Origin of the sequence: Methylobacterium sp. DB0501 (genome assembly GCF_011043735.1) — a bacterium.
Taxonomy (GTDB): domain Bacteria; phylum Pseudomonadota; class Alphaproteobacteria; order Rhizobiales; family Beijerinckiaceae; genus Methylobacterium; species Methylobacterium alsaeris.
Genome location: NZ_JAAKGV010000010.1, coordinates 100,914 through 118,971 on the forward strand (window position 1 = coordinate 100,914; position 18,058 = coordinate 118,971).

Here is an 18,058-nt window from a genome sequence, read left to right on the forward strand (position 1 = left end):
GCCTCCCATGACCCGTCCCCTGGTGATCGCCCCCTCGATCCTCTCGGCCGACTTCGCGCGGCTCGGCGAGGAGGTCCGCGACGTGGTCGCGGCCGGGGCCGACTGGGTCCATATCGACGTGATGGACGGCCATTTCGTGCCCAACATCACCTTCGGCCCGGTGGTGGTGAAGGCGCTCCGCCCGCACACCAAAGCCGTGTTCGACGTCCACCTGATGATCGCCCCGGCCGATCCGTACCTGGAGGCCTTCGCCGAGGCCGGCGCCGACATCATCACGGTTCATGCCGAGGCCGGTCCCCATCTCCACCGTTCGCTCCAGACCATCCGGGCGCTCGGCAAGAAGGCGGGCGTCGCGATCAACCCGGGCTCGCCGGCAAGCCTCGTCGAGCCGGTGCTCGACATGGTCGACCTCGTGCTGTGCATGACCGTCAACCCGGGCTTCGGCGGCCAGAGCTTCATCGGCTCGGTCTGCGAGACGGTGTCGCGGGTGCGCGCCATGACCGCCGGCCGCGATATCGACATCGAAGTCGATGGCGGCGTGACGGCGGAGACCGCGCCGGCGGTGGTGAAGGCGGGGGCGAACGCCCTCGTCGCGGGCTCGGCCACCTTCAAGGGCGGGCGCGAGGCCTATGCCACCAACATCGCGGCGATCCGCCGGGCGGCGGAGGGGGCGATGGGGCAGTGGGTGTGAATCCGGCTTGCGGGCGGACGCTCTCTGACCTAAGGTAACCGTCTGCTCTCGGTCTTGGACTACTCCATGACGATCCGGTTCATCGCACTCGATGCCATGGCGGAATGTCCGCCCGGCATGCTCGATCGGATCGTCGAATGCCTGGACGCCGCGTCCGCCAGGATCGTCCCGCGTCTCGGCCTCGACCGCGTCGATGTCGTGGTCGCTCCGACCCCGGCCCGTTGGCTCATTCCGGGCTGGAACCTCAACGCCTACGCGCACGGCATCGCGCGCCTGACGATTGGCGTCGGTACGACGGATCTGGACGCCTGGACTCCCTCCTGGTCGGAACAGCTGACGACGACGCTGGCCCACGAGCTGCACCATCTGCGCCGGTTCCGTGGGCCCGGCCCGCACGACACGCTCGGTGCCAACCTCCTGGCCGAAGGGCTCGCGCAATGCTTCCAGGAGGAAGTCGGGTGCCCGACGCCCAACTACGCCCTCGCGGTGCGCGGCCCGCGTCTGGCGGTTATGGCTGGCCTCGCCCGCGATGCGTGGGCAGAGACCCGGTACGACCATAACCGCTGGTTCTACGGCGACCGCGCCGATTCCGCCTGGCCATGGAGCGGCGGCTACTCGCTCGGCTACGAGTTGGTCCGGCGATACCTCGCCATGCGAGGCACGACCGCCTCGGAGGAGGCGCCTCTATCGGCTGAGGCTGCTTGGCCGGCCCTTGCGCCAATCCTGAACGAACTGGCAGTGGAGCAGCGGGACTTGTCCTGACCGCATCGCGGACGGGCTGGGAAGATGGCGCTTCGGCTACGCCGACGCGCGAGCCCGGCGAAGAGGGGCGGAGCGAGGAGCAATGCCGTGGCTGTTGCTCCACTCTCCCAGAGCAGGAAGAGTATTCCTTCCCGTCGGATCTCGTCGAACCACTCCCAGACACTTCAGAGCACGATCTGGCTCCAGATCAGGGTCACCGGCCACAGCAGCGATGCGCGGCGCCATCCACTCGCCGCTGCGACAAGGATGAGTATCAGGAGGGCACACGTGGCGATCCACTGATTCGCGCGCGTCTCCTCGACCTTATCGGAGACTTCGGCAAGCGCCGTGCCGACCGGAAAGATGGCGGCCAGAATGGCCCACGCGCGACCAGCCATCCGCATCCCGCCGGTCAGCGCGCGATGACCCGCCGGACCGGTCCCGGATGCACCCTCGGGCTCCGGGGAGGTAACGCCTCCGCCGCCATCCGCGCCGCCCGCCGATCGAGCCGGGCCGCCGAACGGCGCGAGACCGTCACGCCGATGAGGGCGGCCGCGCCGACCAGACAGGGCACCAGGACCAGGGCGTAGGTCGTCAGGCTCATCATCGCAGGTTCGTCAACGTCAGCCTCGCACCGAAGTGTAGACCAACGCCGAGCACGAACCAAACGACCATCAGCGCGAGGGCGGGCGCGGTGACGCGGCCCGTCGTCGCCATGGCGGCGGTGAGCGGGGCGACGATGCCCGTGATGGCGAAGCCGGCCGCGCCGATATTCATCAGGTTGGCGGTCAGCTTCACCCGCTCGTTGTGGACGACGATGTCGCGGGCGAGCTCGGCCCGCTCGCGCTCCCCGTCGCCGTCCTGGTCACCCTCCCGGTCACCGTCCCCTTGGGATTGCAGCCCGCCCGCCACGCGCGATCCGGGCCCCGGTCACGGGCGGCCGGCTTTGGGGTAGCCCCGCGGCGCCATCGCCCCGGCGCCGCCGCGATGGCCGACCCACTTTGCCAGCTCCTCGCCCGCGACGGTGCGGGTGCGCCCGGCGCTGTCGGGCCAGGTCAGGCCGTCGGCGAGGCGGAAGAGCGTCACGGATTCGAGGGTACCGTCGCGGTACTTCTGCAGCCGCACGCCCTTGCCGCGCACCATCTCGGGGATCTCCGAGAGCGGGAACACCGTCATCAGGCGGTTGGTGCCGCAGACCGCGACGTGGTCGCCCTCTCCCACCTCGACGACGAGGCTCGCCGCCGCCGGATCGTCGAGGCCGATCACCTGCTTGCCCTTGCGGGTATTGGCGACGAGGCCGTCCGCCGGGGTGACGAAGCCGCGGCCGTCGGTGGTGGCGAGCAGGAGCTTCACGCCGGGCTTGTGCGCCCAGACGGTGACGATCTCCGAGCCCTCGTCCATGTCGACCATGAGGCGGACCGGATCGCCGACGCCGCGTCCGCCCGGGAGCTTGGCGGCCTCCAGGGTGAACACCTTTCCGTTCGAGGCCAGCACCAGGATCTTGGCGGTGGTCTCGGTCGGGAAGCTGACCTTCAGGGCGTCGTCGCCCTTGAACTGCACGGCCGAGAGGTCGGCGACGTGGCCCTTGAGCGCCCGGATCCAGCCCTTCTGCGACACGATCACGGTGATCGGCTCGCGCTCCACCATCGCCTCGGAAAAATCGATGCCCGAGGTGTCGGGCGGGTTCTCGAGCGTCGTGCGGCGGCGGCCGAGCGGGGTTTCGGGGCCGTAGGTCTTGCGCACCTCGCGGATCTGCTTGGTGATCGCCTTCCACTGCCGGTCGTCGGAACCGAGCAGCCCGTCGAGATCGGCCTTCTCCGCGGTCAGCGCCTCGTGCTCGCGCTTCAGCTCCATCTCCTCCAGCTTGCGCAAGCTGCGCAGGCGCGTGTCGAGGATGGCGTTGGCCTGCAACTCGGTCAGCGCGAAGACCCGCATCAGCTCGGCCTTCGGCTCGTCCTCCTCACGGATGATCTGGATCACCCGGTCGAGGTCGAGATAGACGATGAGCAGGCCGCCGAGGATCTCGAGCCGGCGCTCGATCTGGGCGAGGCGGTGGCGCGAGCGGCGCTGCAGCACGACCCGGCGATGGTCGAGCCATTCGCGGAGCGCCTCGGCGAGGCCGATCACCCGCGGCACCGTCCCGCCGACCAGGACGTTCATGTTGAGGGAGATGCGGCTTTCCAGCTCGGTGAGCCGGAACAGCGACTCCATCATCACCACGGGGTCGACGGTGCGCGAGCGCGGCTCCAGCACCACCCGCACGTCCTCGGCCGATTCGTCGCGCACGTCGGCGAGCAGCGGCAGCTTCTTCTCCTGGAGAAGCTCGGCCATCTTCTCGATCAGCCGGGCCTTCGGCACGCCGTACGGGATTTCGGTGACGACGACCGCCCAGGTGCCGCGGCCGAGATCCTCCTTCTGCCAGCGCGCCCGCACCCGAAAACCCCCGCGGCCGGTGCGGTAGGCCTCGGCGATCGAGGCCGCGGAATCGATCACGATGCCGCCGGTCGGGAAATCCGGCCCCTTGACGAAGTGGGTCAGCTGCTCGGACGTCGCGTCGCGATGACCGATCAGGTAGAGCGCCGCCTCGCACAGCTCCGCCACGTTGTGCGGCGGGATCGAGGTCGCCATGCCGACGGCGATGCCCTGCGAGCCGTTGGCGAGCAGGTTCGGGAAGGCCGCCGGCAGCACGACCGGCTCCTCCTCCTGCCCGTCGTAGTTCGGGCGGAAGTCGACGGCGTTCTCGTCCATCCCCTCGAGGAGGAGACGGGCGACCTCGGTCATGCGGCACTCGGTGTACCGCTGGGCCGCCGGGTTGTCGCCGTCGATGTTGCCGAAATTGCCCTGGCCGTCGACCAGCGGATAGCGCTGGGCGAAGTCCTGCGCGAGGCGCACCAGGGCGTCGTAGACCGCGACGTCGCCGTGGGGATGGTACTTGCCGATCACGTCGCCGACGACGCGGGCGCATTTCTTGTAGGCGCTGCCGGGATCGAGGCGCAAAAGCCGCATCGCGTGCAGGATGCGCCGGTGCACCGGCTTCAGGCCGTCGCGGGCATCGGGCAGCGCCCGGTGCATGATGGTCGAGAGCGCGTAGGCGAGGTAGCGCTCCTCCAGCGCCGCCTTCAGGTCGACGTTCTCGATCCCGTCGCGGTCGGAGGGTGGCTCGAAGGGCTTTCCCATGGGCGGACGTCAACTCACGATTTCGGCGGTCTCAAGACCAGAACATAACACGAACATCCGCCGATTGCCAGGAACGGATGGACAACTTCTCCGTGCGCTCGGGAACTCCCGATCACGGAGTCACACTCGTGGCCCATCTCGAATTTTTTATGCCAAACCAATGGCTTGGCAAAAATTCGGGACCGGAGCCGACGGTCGTTTTCAACGACCGTTGGTATCAGACGGGCGCCACCATCCTACATCGCCCCGGCGGTGCCCAGCGCAACGAATCGCGCCCGCTCCTCCGGCTCGGCGACGTCGCGCGGACCCCAGATGTGCTGGTCGAGGAAATAACCCGTTAAGGTAAAGCCTTGCTTGACCTCCCGGGGGGTCGGCACGTTGAGGCCGCGACGGTCGGAGCGGTCGACCAGGAAGTCGGGCAGGGTCAGCAACCGGTCGCGCCACGGCTCGCCGGCGGCGGCGCTGACGGCCCGCCCGCTCTTTGGCGAGACGTAGGCGAGGTATTCGTTGGCGCCGGTGGCGGCGCAGGCCGAGAGGTCGAGGCCGAAGCCGAGCTCGGCCAGCATCGCAAGCTCGAACCGCACCATCAGCGCCGGCGCCACGTCGGGCTCGTGCAGATGCTCGATCAGGACCTTGGCGACGGCGAACAGGGCCGGGTGGGGATCGCGCTCGGGCAGCAGCCGCATCAGCCCGGCGGCGTAGCCGATGCCGTAGAGGGCCAGCCGCGAGCCGATCAGCCGCGCGCTGGCGCTCTCCAGCGGCTCGACCGCGTAGGAGCCCAGGCCCTCGTCGAGCCGGGCCCGCCACACCGCCCGCACCAGGTTGCCGGGCTGGAGCACCGGCTGCATCCGGCGCGAGCGCCCGCCATGGACGAGGCCGAGATGGCGGCCGTGCTCGGCCGTCATCAATTCGAGGACGACGCCGGTCTCGCCGTGCCGCCGCGCCCCGAGAACCAGCCCGTCATCCGTCCATTGCATGGGAAGATAGATAGTCGCACGGGCGCCGGAACAGAACCGGCCGGCGCCGGTCTCCGGAGCAGCGCCCGATCTCGTTGCCATCGAACGCCGCTCCAGACCTTCGAGTGGGCCGCATTTCCTGCGACGACCCGGCACCCGCTTCGTCGGAAAATGCTCTGGCCGGCACCGGCCTTCAGGCCGGCGGCAGCGCCACGGCGAACCACATCCGCGTGCCGCGGCCCGGCTCGCTCGTCACGCCGATCTGCCCGCCCATCAGCTCGACGAGGTGGCGGCAGATCACGAGGCCGAGGCCGCTGCCGCCGAAGCGCCGCCGGATCGATTCGTCGCCCTGACCGAACGGCACGAACAGCCGCTCCTGCTGCTGCGCCGACATGCCGATTCCGGTATCGCTCACCGTGAAGAGCAGCCGCCCCGCGCCGCCGCGCCCGGTATCCGGCGACACCGCCAGGACGACGCGCCCGGCGGGCGTGAACTTCACCGCGTTGGTGAGCAGGTTCAGCAGCACCTGGCGCAGGCGCCCGACATCGCCCAGCACCAGGGCCGGGGTCGCGGGGTCGCGCAGGACCTCGACCGCGACGCCCTTGCGCGCGGCGGCGCCGCGGGCGACGGCGGCGGTGCCCTCGAGGAGGTCGGCGAGCAGGAACGCTTCCGGATCGAGGGCGACCTGTCCGGCCTCGATCTGGGCCACGTCGAGCACATCGTCGACGACCCGGATCAGGATCTCGCCGGCCTCCTGGACGGCGGCGAGGTGGCGCAAGGTCTCGGGCTCGCGCGAGCGGCTGAGCATGTGCTCGGTATAGCCGAGCACCGCGTTGAGGGGGTTGCGGATCTCGTGGCTCATCATCGCCAGGAAGTCCGATTTCGCCCGGTTGGCCTTCTCGGCCCCGTCCCGGGCGTTGGCGAGCGCCTGCTCGGCCCGCTTGCGGGCGGTGATGTCGAGGGTGAGGCCGACGATGCGCCCGCTCAGCCCCTGCGCGTCGTCGAGGACGCGGCCGAGGCTCTGGATCCAGCGCACCGCGCCGTGCTCCGCCGTCACCCGCACGTCGACCGAGAACGGGGTGCGGGTGGTGACGGCCTTCGTCACCGCGTCCCACAGCATGGCGCGGTCGTCGGCATGGACCAGGCCGGTCCAGGCCGAGGAGGTGATGACGCAGGCCTGGGCCGAGAGGCCGTGCAGGCGTGCGCCCTCCGCCGAGAGCGAGAGCGCCCCGGTGCGCATGTTCCAGTCCCACAGGCCGACGCCGGCGGCCTTGTGGGTGAGGAGCAGCAGGTTGGTGGTGGCTTCCAGCGCCTGGTTGTCGGCCACGACGTCGTCGACGTCGGCGGCGCTCATCATCCAGCCGGAGAGCGAGGCTCCCTCGCGGACCGGCACCAGGTCGGTCTGGTGCCAATGCCAGCGCCCGCTGGTGTCGCGCAGGCGGATGGTCAGGTCGTAGGGCTGGCCCGACCTGATCGCGGAGGCGCGGGCCGCCGCCGCCCGGCCGCGGTCCTTCGGGTGGATCACGCTGTCCCAGCCGTCGGGCTCGCCGAGGCTCGAGCCGATCTCCCGCGCCGCCCGGTTGGCGAACTGGACCGCCCCGTCGCCGTCGAGCAGCCAGATCTTCTGCGGCAGGGCGTCGAGGAGGAGGCGCGACGGCAGGCCGGTCATCCCCTTCTCGCTCTCCGGCAGCGCACGGCCGAGGGCTTCGTCCGGTCCACCGACCGGGATGCCCTCGAACGGATGCGCAGTCCGGGCCGTCATCAGATCACCACCTCGATCACGTCGAGACCCCGGAGGCCGGCGCCCTCGCGGCGCTCCTGGCGTAGCCCTTGCCACCCCGTCAGCCGCCGATCTCGCTCAGCCGAATCGGGTAAATCCCGACCCATGCTTCTGCTAACCTAAGGGCGCATTTTGTCCAAGAGCCCGTTGCGGACTTCGAAAACTTTCCCGCGTAAAACCGCGGTTCCGCCATGATCTGCCAGAGCGTCTGCGTAATCATGGCGGCATTTGTTGTTGCGTCCCCGCAAATAGGGTGCCCGCGAGAGTGGCGGCCCGGCTCCACAGTCCTGGGTAGCAGGTGGTCGAACGAGGACCGATGCAACTCAAGTAAATCACGCATCTCTGGTTGCAAAAGCGGGGGCGGGAGGGCGCGGACACCGGGGTGGGACACGGCTCATCGCGGCCGCTCCGCGCGCTCGGGGCAGGCCGCCGCCTCGAGGCGCGCGGCGACGCCGTCCCGTGCCGCGCGGTCGAGGCCGAGATGGACGCCGTCCGGCGACCGGCTCGCGGCGGCCGGCGCGCGCAGGTCGCCGTAGGGATCGACGAAGCGGCAGCCGGCCCGGGCGCATTCCTCCGCCAGGATCGCCGAGTAGGTCGGGGCGGCGGCGGCGTCGTAGAACCGGGTCACGCCCGAGCGCGCCGCGTCGAAGGGCGGGATCGCGGTCGCGACGACATGCCGCGCCCGGGGCGCCAGCTCGGCGAACAGGGCGCGGGCCTCGTCGCGGAAATGCGCCGCCGCCTGCGCGGGATGGGAGCGCTGGCGCTGGGTGAGGTCGTTGGTGCCGATCGTCACCACGATCGTCTCCGGCGGCCGCGGCAGCGCGATCCAGCCGGCCACCGCCCGCAAGCCGGAGATCCGCGTGCCCGCGATGGCGGCATTGACGACCGGACCGCCGCACAGAGTCGGCAGGTAGAGCCGCTCGATCTGGGAATCGCCGAGGAGCAACGCATAGGGCCCGTCGACCTGCTGGAGCAGGCCGGAGACCGCGAAGGCCCGCGCCTCCCGGAAGGCCGCCACGCCCTGCCCGTTGCCGCCGGCCCGGTGGCTCAGCACCAGGGCGGCGCCACCGGCCGCCACGACAGCCGCGACCAGCCCGGCCCCGATCTTCACTCTGGTCCGCACCCGTCCTCGCGTCGTTTCTCCCCCCACGCGGCCTCACAAGCGCCGGGCCCGGCCTTGAGTCAATCGTGGCCCCCTCCCGTCTCCCGGAGGTCATCAATACGTTATCCACAGGCTCCGGGTTTTCCCCCGACATCTTCACGCCTGATTCGGCGGTTCTCCTCATGGTTGAGGGCAGGTGAAAGTCGGAGAGCCCGCGCCATGATACCAGTCGAGATCGATCCGTCCGAGGTGCGCCGGCCGCGCGGGGACTCGCCCGAGCGCGCCTCGCCGCGTCTCGGCCGTCCGGCGATGCTGGCGGGCCTGGCGGTGATCGGGATCGGCGGCTGCGCCGGCCTCGCCGCGGCGGCCTATCCGGCGATCAGCGACATGCTGCGCCCGCGGCCCACCGAGGTGCATTTCGGCCGGGTCGCCGACATGCCGGAGATCAAGGACGGGATTCCGGCCCTGCGGACGAATCCCCCTCCGGTCGTGCGCCAGGTGGCGATCCCGCCCGCCAACCCGACAGCCACCGCGTCCTCGCCGCCGGCCGTGCCCGCCGCCCTGCTCGATCCGAAGCCGTCATCGGGCGCGCAGGGCATGTCGAGCCAGACCGGCCCGGTCCAGGGCGCGTCGGTGCAGGGGAACTGGTCCCCGGCCTCCGACGTGGCGGCGACCGGCACCGCCGGCTCGTTCCAGACGATCCCCGCCGCAATTCCGAAGGCCCCGGAGACGCCCCGCCCGGTCGCCGCCACACCCCGCGAGGGTAATGTGTCCCGCGAGGGCACCGTGCCCCGCGAGGCCGTAAAGACCCGAGAGGCCTCCACCCCGCGCGAGGACGTCAAGTCCCGTGAGGCGGTGAAGCCGCGTTTGGCCGCGACGCCGCCTCGCGAAGCCACGCCGCTGCCCCCGGCCCGCGCCGTCCAGGCCGGCCCTCCCGTCTCCAAGCCCACCGCGCCGCGCGAGAAGGTCGCCGAGGAGAAGCCGTCGAAGCCCGCCCCGGCCCGGGAGGCCAAGGTGGTCGAACCACCCAAGCCCTCCGCCCACAAGGCCGCAGCGGAGAAGCCGGTCGCCCGACGCGAGAAGCCCGACGCGCATCAGCGCACGGCCGCCGCGCAGGCCGATCCCGCCCGTGCCGCCCCGGCGCCGCAGGCGGAGGAGCCGACACGCTTCCTGGGCGTGCCGATGCCGGACCTCGCCCCGGCCGGCCGCGCGATCAAGGACACGGTCGACGCGGTGATCTCTTTCCCCAGCCGTCTGTGATGCGCTTTCGAGAGGGTCCGTCCGGACTTCGTGTCACCGGCCCGCGACGGCGGAGCCTTGCTCCGCACGCCTGAACGGACCCGGTATCCGCCGCGCGACGCAAGCGGTCGTCGATCGGATGAGGGCCGCTACCCGGCCCTCCCCGCCCCATCCAGCACTTCGAGCACCAGCCCGTCGCGGTGCGGCCGGCCGTACTCGTCGGTCGCCTCCACGGTGAGGCGATGGGTGCCGGCGCCGAGATCCCGCGGCAGGCGCGCGACCCAGAGATGCGAGCACGGCTCGGCCTTCACCCAGGATTTCTTCGTCGCGGCGTTGCGGGCGTAGAGCGCGGCGACGAACGGGTCCGGCCGGCGCACCCGCGTCATCGGAACGGGCGGGCGGTCGCCGATCCGGAGCACCACCCGGCTGCGCGGCCCGCCGTCGAACAGGTTGACCACCACCTGCGTGCTGCCGGCACTCTCGGCCGGGATCGTCGCGCCGAGCAGCTCGTAGAGCCGCGTCTCGGGGAGGCGGGCGAGGTCGTCGCCGTGGAACTGGCTCTCGAGCACGATCCGCATCTGGCGATCCGCATCGTCGCTCGCCGGGACGTAGCGGGTGGTGAAGCGTCGCCCGCCGGTGACGCTGAGCACGTGGAAGCCGTGCGGCGTCCCATCGCGGCTGTCGGCGGTTGCGATGCCGCGCCGGTCGGGCGGTCCGCTCCACCACGAGCCCGAGACGGCGGTGAGCACATGGTGGTGATGGGCGTCCTCGCCCGGCGCGCCGGGCCGGCCGTCCGGTCCGAGATAATGGTGCTCGGTGGTGTGGGTGTGCCCCGAGACGCTGAAGCAGGGCCGCCCGGCGAGGAGCCGCAGCAGCTGCGCCCGGTCGGCGGTGCTGATCCCGGGATCGTCGGGGCCGAGATCGCTGGCGAGCGGGATGTGCATCGCCACCACCACCAGGCGGTCGGTCGGCGTCTGCCTCAGCAGGTTCTCGATGAAGGCGAGCTGGCGCTCGCCGATCCGGCCCTCGTAGCGCCCGCCCCGTCCTGACGTGGCGGTGGCAGCCCCGAGATAGTGGACGTTGTCGAGCATCAGGAACAGCACGCCGCCGTGTTCCAGCGCGTAGTACGGTGCCCCGAAGCTGCGCTTGAAGGTCTCGCGCGCATGGCGGGCGTCCGGCGCCTCGAAGTTGACGTCGTGGTTGCCGCCGATATGGAACCACGGCACGCTCACCTGCGCGATGAGCCGGTTCTGGCGCGGATAGAGCGAGAGATCGTCGAACAGCACGTCGCCCGTCGTCATTCCAAAGGCGACCTTGCCGAGTTCGTCCCGCATGCCGAGCACCCGCGCGATGGCGGTGTCGCGCACGAAGGTCAGCTCGGCGTGGCTCTCGGGCTGCGGGTCGGTGAACAGCACGACGTCGAAGTCGCCGATCTCCGGGCTGCGTACCAGGCCGAAATCCACCGACGACGGCAGCGGTCCGGTCGGCGCGATGCCGGGATAGCGTAAGGAGAGGTCCGCCGGAGTGCCGGCCGGCTGGTGCAGGTACGAGAAGCGCGGCAGTCCGTCGGCCCCGAGCGGCAGGGCATGGCCCGTCGGCTTGATCACGAAGATCACCGCCTCGTCCCCGACCGGCAGGGCGTAGCGCCCCTGCGCATCGGTGCGGACCACCTCGCGGCCGTTCGAGACCAGCACGTCGGGCAGCCCCGGATCGTCGGGCCCGCGCCGCCCCTTGCCGCCGCGATCCTCGTAGACGAAGCCGGTGACCTGTGCGGTTCCTTGACCGTTTCCCGGCCCGGCCGCCGGCGCGTCCTGCGCCAGGGCCGCGAGGGGCGCCAGCGCCAGGGCCGTCGCCCCGGCGAGAGTGGTACGCCGGGTCAGGGTGGTGTGATCCGTCATCGCGGCCTCGTCCTCCCGGCAGCCTCGTCCGCAGGAGCGGCTCGGGGCTGCGCGTTCATCCGTGCCGAGACCATCACGCCTCCTTGACGGTTCGGTGACGATCCGACGGGCCCCTTGCGGCTCACACGACTTCCGATCGATTGCGACGCAACCGCGTTCGCCATGCGGAAGTCGGCTTCGCTCCAGCATGGGGAGCCTCCGGCCCCACCGCGCGGGCTGGTGAGACGAAGTCCGGGATCGTCCGGACTTCGGATCACGCCATCCGCACGCGTTCCAGGAAGCGGGCGACACCCTGGCGCAGGTCCTCGGACTGGTGCGACAGGGCGGACGCCGCCGCGAGCACCTGGTCGGCGGCCATGCCGGTCTCTCCCGCCGTGGCGGCGACGCCGTCGATCGTCTCGGTCACTCTCCGGGCTCCGATCGCCGCGTGCGAGGCGTTGTGCACGATGTCGCGGGTGGCGCTACCCTGGGCCTCGACCGCGGCGGCGATCGCGCTCGTGACGCGGCTGACCTCCCGGATGCGGTCGGCGATGCCGTCGATCGCCGCGACCGCGTGGCCCGTGGCTCCCTGGATGCGTCCGATCTGACCGCCGATCTCCTCCGTCGCCCGCCCGGTCTGGCCGGCGAGCTCCTTCACCTCGGCGGCGACGACGGCGAAGCCGCGCCCCGCCTCGCCGGCCCGGGCCGCCTCGATCGTGGCGTTGAGCGCGAGCAGGTTGGTCTGGCTGGCGATGGTGGCGATGATGCCGACCACGTCGCCGATCTTGGCCACCGCGCCGTTCAGCTCCTGCACCAGCTCGGCCGTGCGGCCGGCCTCGTCGGTCGCGGTCCGGGCGAGGTCCGCCGAATTCGAGGCGCGGCGTCCGATCTCGGCGACGGACTCGCCGAGCCGGCCGGCCGCGTCGGCGACGCCGCCGACATGTCCGGACACCTCCCGGGCGCCCCCCGAGGCGGCGCCGGATTCCGCCGTCGTGCGGGTCGCCGCCGCCGTCATCGACCGGGCGGTCGCCTGAAGCTGGATGGACGAGGACGACACCATGTCGACCACGCTGCCGACCGATGCCTCGAAGCGGTCGGCCATCTCGCGCATCCCGGCGAGCCGTTGCGCCTCCGCCGAGAGCCGCGCCTGCGCGGTCTCCGCCTCGAGCCGGCGGGCCTGGATCATCGCGTCCTTGAACACCTGCACGGCCTCGGCCATCGCGCCGATCTCGTCACGGCGCCCGAGCCCGGGCACCGCCACGTCGAGCCGGCCGGCCGCGAGGTCGCCCATGCCGCGGGTCATCGCCCGGATCGGCCGCAGCACGCCGCGGACGACGCAGACGAGGCCGAGGACCGACAGGGCCAGCGCGGCGGCGAGGATCGCGCCGTTGCGGATCACGCTCCGCCGGGCCTCGTCCTCGAGGGACTGCGCCCGCGCGACCATGACGTCGAGCGCGACGTTGGCGAGATCGACGATGGTGCCCTGGTTGTCCGTGTCGCGCCGGCGCAGGTCCTGGATCGCGATGGCGACCGGCCGGCCTGCACCGAGGGCCTCGGCCAGGGCGCGGCGCTCCTCCCTGGCGGTGGTCGAGAAGTTGCGCGCCTGCGCGGTCTCGAAGGCGGCCCGGATCGGGCCGTCCGGAACCCGGCCGCTGGCCTCGACGGCGGCGGCCCAGGTCTGGTCGAGCCGGCCGCGCTCCTCGGCCGCCGCGAGGGTGCCGGCCGGCGACCACGAGGCCGGGTTCGCCACACCGGTCTGTAGCCGCAGGGCCGCCCCGCCGGCCGCCACGCGGGTCGCCCAGGCCGCCCGCTTGATCAGCCGGGCCGCGCGGATCTCCGGATCGCCGGAGGCGATCCCGCCATCGACCGCGTCCGTCGTCGCGGACAGGCTGGCGAGCAGCGCATCGTAGGCGGCCCGCGCGTCGGCGAGGATCGACGGCTCCCGGGCGCTCCGGGGCCGGTCGAGGGCGGCGTCGATGCGCGGCCGCAGGGCGGCCAGAGTGCCTTGCGCCGCGCGCAGACGGCCGATCGTGTCGGCGACGCTCGGCAGATCGGTTCCGTCCAGGGCCGCGAGCACCTCGGAAAAGCCCCTGTCGGCGGTGGCACGGCCCTTGGCGAGGGCGGCCCGCATGTCCGGATCCGCCGGCGTCTCGACGCCCAGCGCCGTGAGGGCGGTGCCGCGCTCGAGGCGGTTCGCCAGCAGCGTCCCAAGCAAGGCGCGGCTGCCGACCGACAGGGTGACGACCTTGCCCGCCTGCACCTGCTCGCGAGCGGCGCCGATCAGGGCGCCGGCGGCCTGGGCGACGACCAGGACGCCCATGAGGCCGAGGACGAGGCAGAGTATCCAGGAGACCGGGATCCTGGCGAGCGAGGGGCGGGTTATGCTGGGATGGGCCGGATTCATCATGCGGGCGCCGCCGATCGGAGTGATGCTGCGGCGCAGCGTACTCGGATATTCGTAAATCTTCCCCAAAGGCACGGTGGAAGTTATGATCGATACTATAGGGCAGCAGGCGAAGACATTGTCGATTCGACCATGCGACAGGCGCCGTGCCGGAACCCTCCCCCCACGGATCTCGGGCTTGCCCGGGTTCCGCATCGACGTGTCCAAGTCGGGCATGCACGACCTGGGACGGGGGAGGGTTCGGGCGTGCGAGCTTTCGATCGACCTTGCCCCCGGGACACGGTCTTGGGCCGGGCTCAGTCCACGCCCGGCTTGCCGCCCCGCAGCTTCTTGACGTCGCCGCGCCGGCCCTTCTCCTCCAGCCGCCTTTTCTTCGAGGCCAGCGTCGGGCGGGTCGGGCGGCGCGGCGTCGGGGGCACGGCGGCCTCGCGGACGAGGTCGGCCAGTCGCTCCCTGGCGTCGGCCCTGTTGCGCTCCTGGGTGCGGTGGGTCTGGGCGGTGATGACGAGCACGCCGTCGGCAGTGAGCCGCCGCCCGGCGAGCTTCATCAGGCGGATCGCCACGGCGTTCGGCAGCGAGGGCGAGCGGCGCACATCGAAGCGCAGCTGCACCGCCGACGAGACCTTGTTGACGTTCTGGCCGCCGGGACCCGAGGCGCGCACGAAGCTCTCCTCGAGTTCGGACTCGTCGAGGGTGATCCAGGGCGTGCATTCGAGACCCACGACGGCGCTCCCGAGAACGGTTGGAGACCGCCGCCATCCCACGAAACGGTCGGGCGCGCTACATGGGAGGGCGTGCCGAAGAAACGCTCCCCCCTTCCGTCCCTCCCTGACTCCCCCGCCCTCCCCGCCGCCTTCGCGCAGTGGTTCGCGGCGCGCGGCTGGGCGCCGCGGCCGCACCAGCTCGCCCTGCTGGCGGCGGCACAAGCCGGGCGCTCGGCGCTCCTGGTGGCGCCGACCGGGGCCGGCAAGACGCTCGCGGGCTTCCTCCCGACTCTGGTCGAGCTGGCGGAGCGGGCCGGCACGGGGGGGCTGCACACCCTCTACATCTCGCCGCTCAAGGCGCTGGCGGTCGACATCGCCCGCAACCTCGAAGCGCCGGTGGCCGGGATCGGGCTTGAACCAAGGGTCCGGATCGAGACCCGCACCGGCGATACCCCGTCGCACAAGCGCAGCCGCCAGGTCGCCCGCCCGCCGCACATCCTCCTGACGACGCCCGAGCAGCTGGCGCTGCTGGTCGCGCATCGCGAGGCGGCGGAGCTCTTTTCCGGCCTCAAGCGGGTGGTGCTCGACGAGTTGCACGCCCTCGTCACCTCGAAGCGCGGCGACCTCCTCAGCCTCGGCCTCGCCCGGCTGCACCGCCTAGCGCCCGGCCTCGCCACGACCGGGCTCTCGGCCACCGTGCGCGAGCCCGACGCCCTGCGCCGCTATCTGGTGCCGCAGGTGCCGGCGCCGGCGATGGCCGACCTCATCACCGTCGCGGGCGGGGCCCGGGCCGACCTGCACATGCTGGAGACCGGCCGCACCCTGCCGCTCGCCGGGCATACGGCGTGGCAGTCGATGCCGGCGGTCTACGACCTGATCCGCCGGCACAAGCTGGTCCTGGTCTTCGTCAACACCCGGCTCCAGGCCGAGTACACCTTCCAGGAGCTGTGGAACCTCAACGACGACGGGTTGCCGATCGCCCTGCATCACGGCTCCCTCGACGCCACGCAGCGCCGGAAGGTCGAGGCCGCGATGGCGGCGGGGGTCCTGCGCGCCGTGGTCTGCACCGCGACCCTCGACCTCGGCATCGACTGGGGCGACGTCGACCTCGTCATCAATATCGGCGCGCCGAAGGGGGCGAGCCGGATCATGCAACGGATCGGCCGGGCCAACCACCGCATGGACGAGCCGTCGAAGGCCTATCTCGTCCCGGCCAACCGCTTCGAGATGCTGGAATGCCGCGCCGCCCTCGACGCGGTCGAGGCGGCGGCGCAGGACACCCCCGATCCACGCATCGGCGCCCTCGACGTGCTGGCCCAGCACGTGCTCGGCATGGCCTGCGCCGGGCCGTTCTCGGAGGACGACCTCTACGACGAGGTGCGGGCCGCCTCCCCCTATGCCGACCTGACCCGGGACGATTTCCTCCTGGTCCTCGATTACGTCGCCACCGGCGGCTACGCGCTCCGGGCCTATGAGCGCTTCGCCAAGATCCTGCGCGGGCCGGACGGGCTGTGGCGGGTGCGCGACGCCCGGACCGCACAGCAATACCGGATGAATGTCGGCACGATCGTTGAATCGACCACCGTCAAGGTGCGGCTCGCCCGGCGCAACCGGACGAAGCCCGGCTCCGTGCTGCCGGCGGGGGGCCGTGTGCTCGGCGAGATCGAGGAGGATTTCGCCGAGACTCTGACGGTGGGCGACACCTTCCTGTTCGCCGGCGAGATCCTGCGCTTCGAGGGCCTGCACGAGGACGAGGCGCTCGTCACCCGCGGGCCCCCCGGTACCGATCCGGCGATTCCGAGCTATGCCGGCTCGAAATTCCCGCTCTCGACCTTCCTGGCCGCGCGGGTGCGGGCGCTGATCGCCGATCCGTTCGAGTGGGACCGGCTGCCGGCGCAGGTGGCCGACTACCTGGTGCAGCAGCGTCGGCGCTCGGTGCTGCCGGGGCCGCGCGACCTTCTGGTCGAGACCTTTCCGCGGGCCAACCGCTACTATCTCGCCTGCTTCCCGTTCGAGGGGCGGCTCGCCCACCAGACGCTCGGCATGCTGCTGACCCGCCGGCTGGAGCGGGCCGGGATGCGGCCCCTGGGGTTCGCCGCCAACGATTACGGCCTCGCGGTGTTCGGCACCCGCGACCTCTCGGAGCGCATCGGCCGCGAGCCCGGCTTCCTCGACGGGCTGTTCGCCGAGGACATGCTCGGCGACGACCTGGAGGAATGGCTCGACGAATCGGCGATGATGAAGCGCACCTTCCGGCAATGCGCGGTGATCGCCGGGCTGATCGAGCGCCGTCATCCGGGCCAGCGCAAGACCGGGCGACAGGTCACGATCTCGACCGACCTGATCTACGACGTCCTGCGCAAGCACCAGCCCGGCCACCTGCTGCTGCGGGCGGCGCGGCAGGATGCGGCAACCGGACTCCTCGACGTGGCCCGCCTCGGTATGATGCTTGCGCGCATCCAGGGGCGAATCATCCACAAGGCCCTCGACCGGGTCTCGCCGCTCGCCGTGAACGTGATGCTCGAGATCGGGCGTGAGCGCGTCTACGGCGAAGGTGCGGACGAGATCCTGGCCGAGGCCGAGGCGGCGCTGCTCGACGAGGCGCTGGCATGATGCATGACGGACCGGAGGGCGCCCCGCTCCGAGAGGAAAGACGACGACCGTGGCGCTGCCGCTCAAGCTCGAGAAGACCCACAAGACCCCCGGCGTGACGCTCGCCGGAGAAACCCTCGCCCTCGATCTCAGCGGCGGCCTCTGGCTGCCGGAGCACCGCACGCTGGTGGTCTCCGACCTGCATCTCGAGAAGGGCTCGGCGTATGCGGCCCGCTCGGGCCAGTTCCTGCCGCCCTACGACACTCGCGAGACCCTGGCGACCCTGCACGAGGCGGTGGCGCGCCTCGAGCCGGCCCGGGTGGTCGCCTTGGGCGATTCCTTCCACGATGCGCAGGGGCCGTCCCGCCTCGACGTCGCCGACCGCGCGCTGATCGCCGCCCTGCAGGAGGGGCGCGACTGGATCTGGATCTCCGGCAACCACGACCGGGCCGTCCAGGACGGCGTCGGCGGCCGCTTCGCTGACACCCTGGCGGTCGGCGGCCTGACGCTCCGGCACGAGCCCGCCGCAGCCCCCGAGCCCGGCGAGGTCGCCGGACACTTCCACCCGGTCGGCAAGGTGGCGATGCGCGGCCGCGCCGTGCGCCGCCGCTGCTTCGTCCTCGACGCGACGCGACTGGTGATGCCGGCCTTCGGCTCGCTCACCGGCGGACTCAACGTGCGCGACAAGGTCTTCGACGAGCTTTTTCCCGGTGGGTTCACCGCGCACCTGATCGGGGACGGGCGGGTCTTCGCGATCAGCCGGACGATGCTGACGCGGGAGTGAGACGACGTCCG

General features: G+C 71.6%; 15 protein-coding genes. 5 read left to right on the forward strand and 10 right to left on the reverse strand.

Going from position 1 to position 18,058, the window contains the following annotated elements:
- The first annotated feature begins 7 nt into the window (after positions 1 to 7).
- Both rpe and G4G93_RS16320 read left to right on the forward strand, forming a co-directional pair.
- Positions 8 to 691 carry a ribulose-phosphate 3-epimerase gene (rpe, locus tag G4G93_RS16315; protein WP_165085552.1) on the forward strand — a complete coding sequence of 228 codons (684 nt, stop codon included), beginning with the start codon at positions 8 to 10 and terminating at the stop codon, positions 689 to 691.
- A gap of 66 nt (positions 692 to 757) precedes the next feature.
- On the forward strand, positions 758 to 1,453 hold the full coding sequence (locus G4G93_RS16320) for a DUF2268 domain-containing putative Zn-dependent protease (protein WP_165085554.1): 696 nt from the start codon (positions 758 to 760) through the stop codon (positions 1,451 to 1,453).
- 164 nt (positions 1,454 to 1,617) lie between these two features.
- Here the strand turns inward: G4G93_RS16320 and G4G93_RS16325 are convergent, their stop codons facing one another.
- From G4G93_RS16325 to G4G93_RS35960, 7 genes are all read right to left on the reverse strand, one after another.
- Positions 1,618 to 1,830 carry a hypothetical protein gene (locus G4G93_RS16325; RefSeq protein ID WP_165085555.1) on the reverse strand — a complete coding sequence of 71 codons (213 nt, stop codon included), beginning with the start codon at positions 1,828 to 1,830 and terminating at the stop codon, positions 1,618 to 1,620.
- A 14-nt stretch (positions 1,831 to 1,844) separates the two neighbouring features.
- The gene (locus G4G93_RS16330; protein WP_165085557.1) at positions 1,845 to 2,039 is read right to left on the reverse strand and encodes a hypothetical protein; all 195 of its coding nucleotides are present in this window, start codon (positions 2,037 to 2,039) and stop codon (positions 1,845 to 1,847) included.
- Positions 2,036 to 2,344 carry a hypothetical protein gene (locus G4G93_RS16335; protein WP_165085558.1) on the reverse strand — a complete coding sequence of 103 codons (309 nt, stop codon included), beginning with the start codon at positions 2,342 to 2,344 and terminating at the stop codon, positions 2,036 to 2,038. Before G4G93_RS16335 ends, G4G93_RS16330 begins: the two co-directional genes overlap by 4 nt.
- Before the next feature lie 18 nt (positions 2,345 to 2,362).
- Positions 2,363 to 4,609 carry a DNA topoisomerase IV subunit A gene (gene parC, locus G4G93_RS16340; protein WP_165085560.1) on the reverse strand — a complete coding sequence of 749 codons (2,247 nt, stop codon included), beginning with the start codon at positions 4,607 to 4,609 and terminating at the stop codon, positions 2,363 to 2,365.
- Positions 4,610 to 4,845: 236 nt separating this feature from the next.
- Complete coding sequence (gene recO / locus G4G93_RS16345) at positions 4,846 to 5,586, reverse strand: DNA repair protein RecO (RefSeq protein ID WP_165085727.1); 741 nt, start codon at positions 5,584 to 5,586, stop codon at positions 4,846 to 4,848.
- A gap of 172 nt (positions 5,587 to 5,758) precedes the next feature.
- Complete coding sequence (locus tag G4G93_RS16350) at positions 5,759 to 7,327, reverse strand: PAS domain-containing hybrid sensor histidine kinase/response regulator (protein WP_165085562.1); 1,569 nt, start codon at positions 7,325 to 7,327, stop codon at positions 5,759 to 5,761.
- A 412-nt stretch (positions 7,328 to 7,739) separates the two neighbouring features.
- Positions 7,740 to 8,468: an SGNH/GDSL hydrolase family protein gene (locus G4G93_RS35960; RefSeq protein ID WP_165085564.1), complete on the reverse strand. Its 729-nt coding sequence runs from the start codon at positions 8,466 to 8,468 to the stop codon at positions 7,740 to 7,742.
- A gap of 198 nt (positions 8,469 to 8,666) precedes the next feature.
- Between G4G93_RS35960 and G4G93_RS16360 the strand changes: the two genes are divergently transcribed.
- The gene (locus G4G93_RS16360; protein WP_165085565.1) at positions 8,667 to 9,707 is read left to right on the forward strand and encodes a hypothetical protein; all 1,041 of its coding nucleotides are present in this window, start codon (positions 8,667 to 8,669) and stop codon (positions 9,705 to 9,707) included.
- A 128-nt stretch (positions 9,708 to 9,835) separates the two neighbouring features.
- Here the strand turns inward: G4G93_RS16360 and G4G93_RS16365 are convergent, their stop codons facing one another.
- From G4G93_RS16365 to arfB, 3 genes are all read right to left on the reverse strand, one after another.
- Positions 9,836 to 11,584, reverse strand: coding sequence for a calcineurin-like phosphoesterase family protein (locus G4G93_RS16365; protein WP_165085567.1), 1,749 nt, complete (start codon positions 11,582 to 11,584; stop codon positions 9,836 to 9,838).
- 253 nt (positions 11,585 to 11,837) lie between these two features.
- Positions 11,838 to 13,967, reverse strand: coding sequence for a methyl-accepting chemotaxis protein (locus tag G4G93_RS16370; protein ID WP_165085729.1), 2,130 nt, complete (start codon positions 13,965 to 13,967; stop codon positions 11,838 to 11,840).
- 296 nt (positions 13,968 to 14,263) lie between these two features.
- Positions 14,264 to 14,689 carry an alternative ribosome rescue aminoacyl-tRNA hydrolase ArfB gene (gene arfB / locus G4G93_RS16375; protein WP_165085569.1) on the reverse strand — a complete coding sequence of 142 codons (426 nt, stop codon included), beginning with the start codon at positions 14,687 to 14,689 and terminating at the stop codon, positions 14,264 to 14,266.
- 72 nt (positions 14,690 to 14,761) lie between these two features.
- On the opposite strand from arfB, the gene G4G93_RS16380 reads away from it, so the two are divergent.
- Entirely contained in the window at positions 14,762 to 17,284 is a 2,523-nt protein-coding gene (locus G4G93_RS16380) for a ligase-associated DNA damage response DEXH box helicase (protein WP_165085570.1), read from the forward strand.
- A gap of 49 nt (positions 17,285 to 17,333) precedes the next feature.
- Positions 17,334 to 18,047 (forward strand): ligase-associated DNA damage response endonuclease PdeM, encoded by a 714-nt coding sequence (gene pdeM / locus G4G93_RS16385; RefSeq protein WP_165085572.1) that lies wholly within the window; start codon positions 17,334 to 17,336, stop codon positions 18,045 to 18,047.
- Positions 18,048 to 18,058 lie beyond the last annotated feature (11 nt).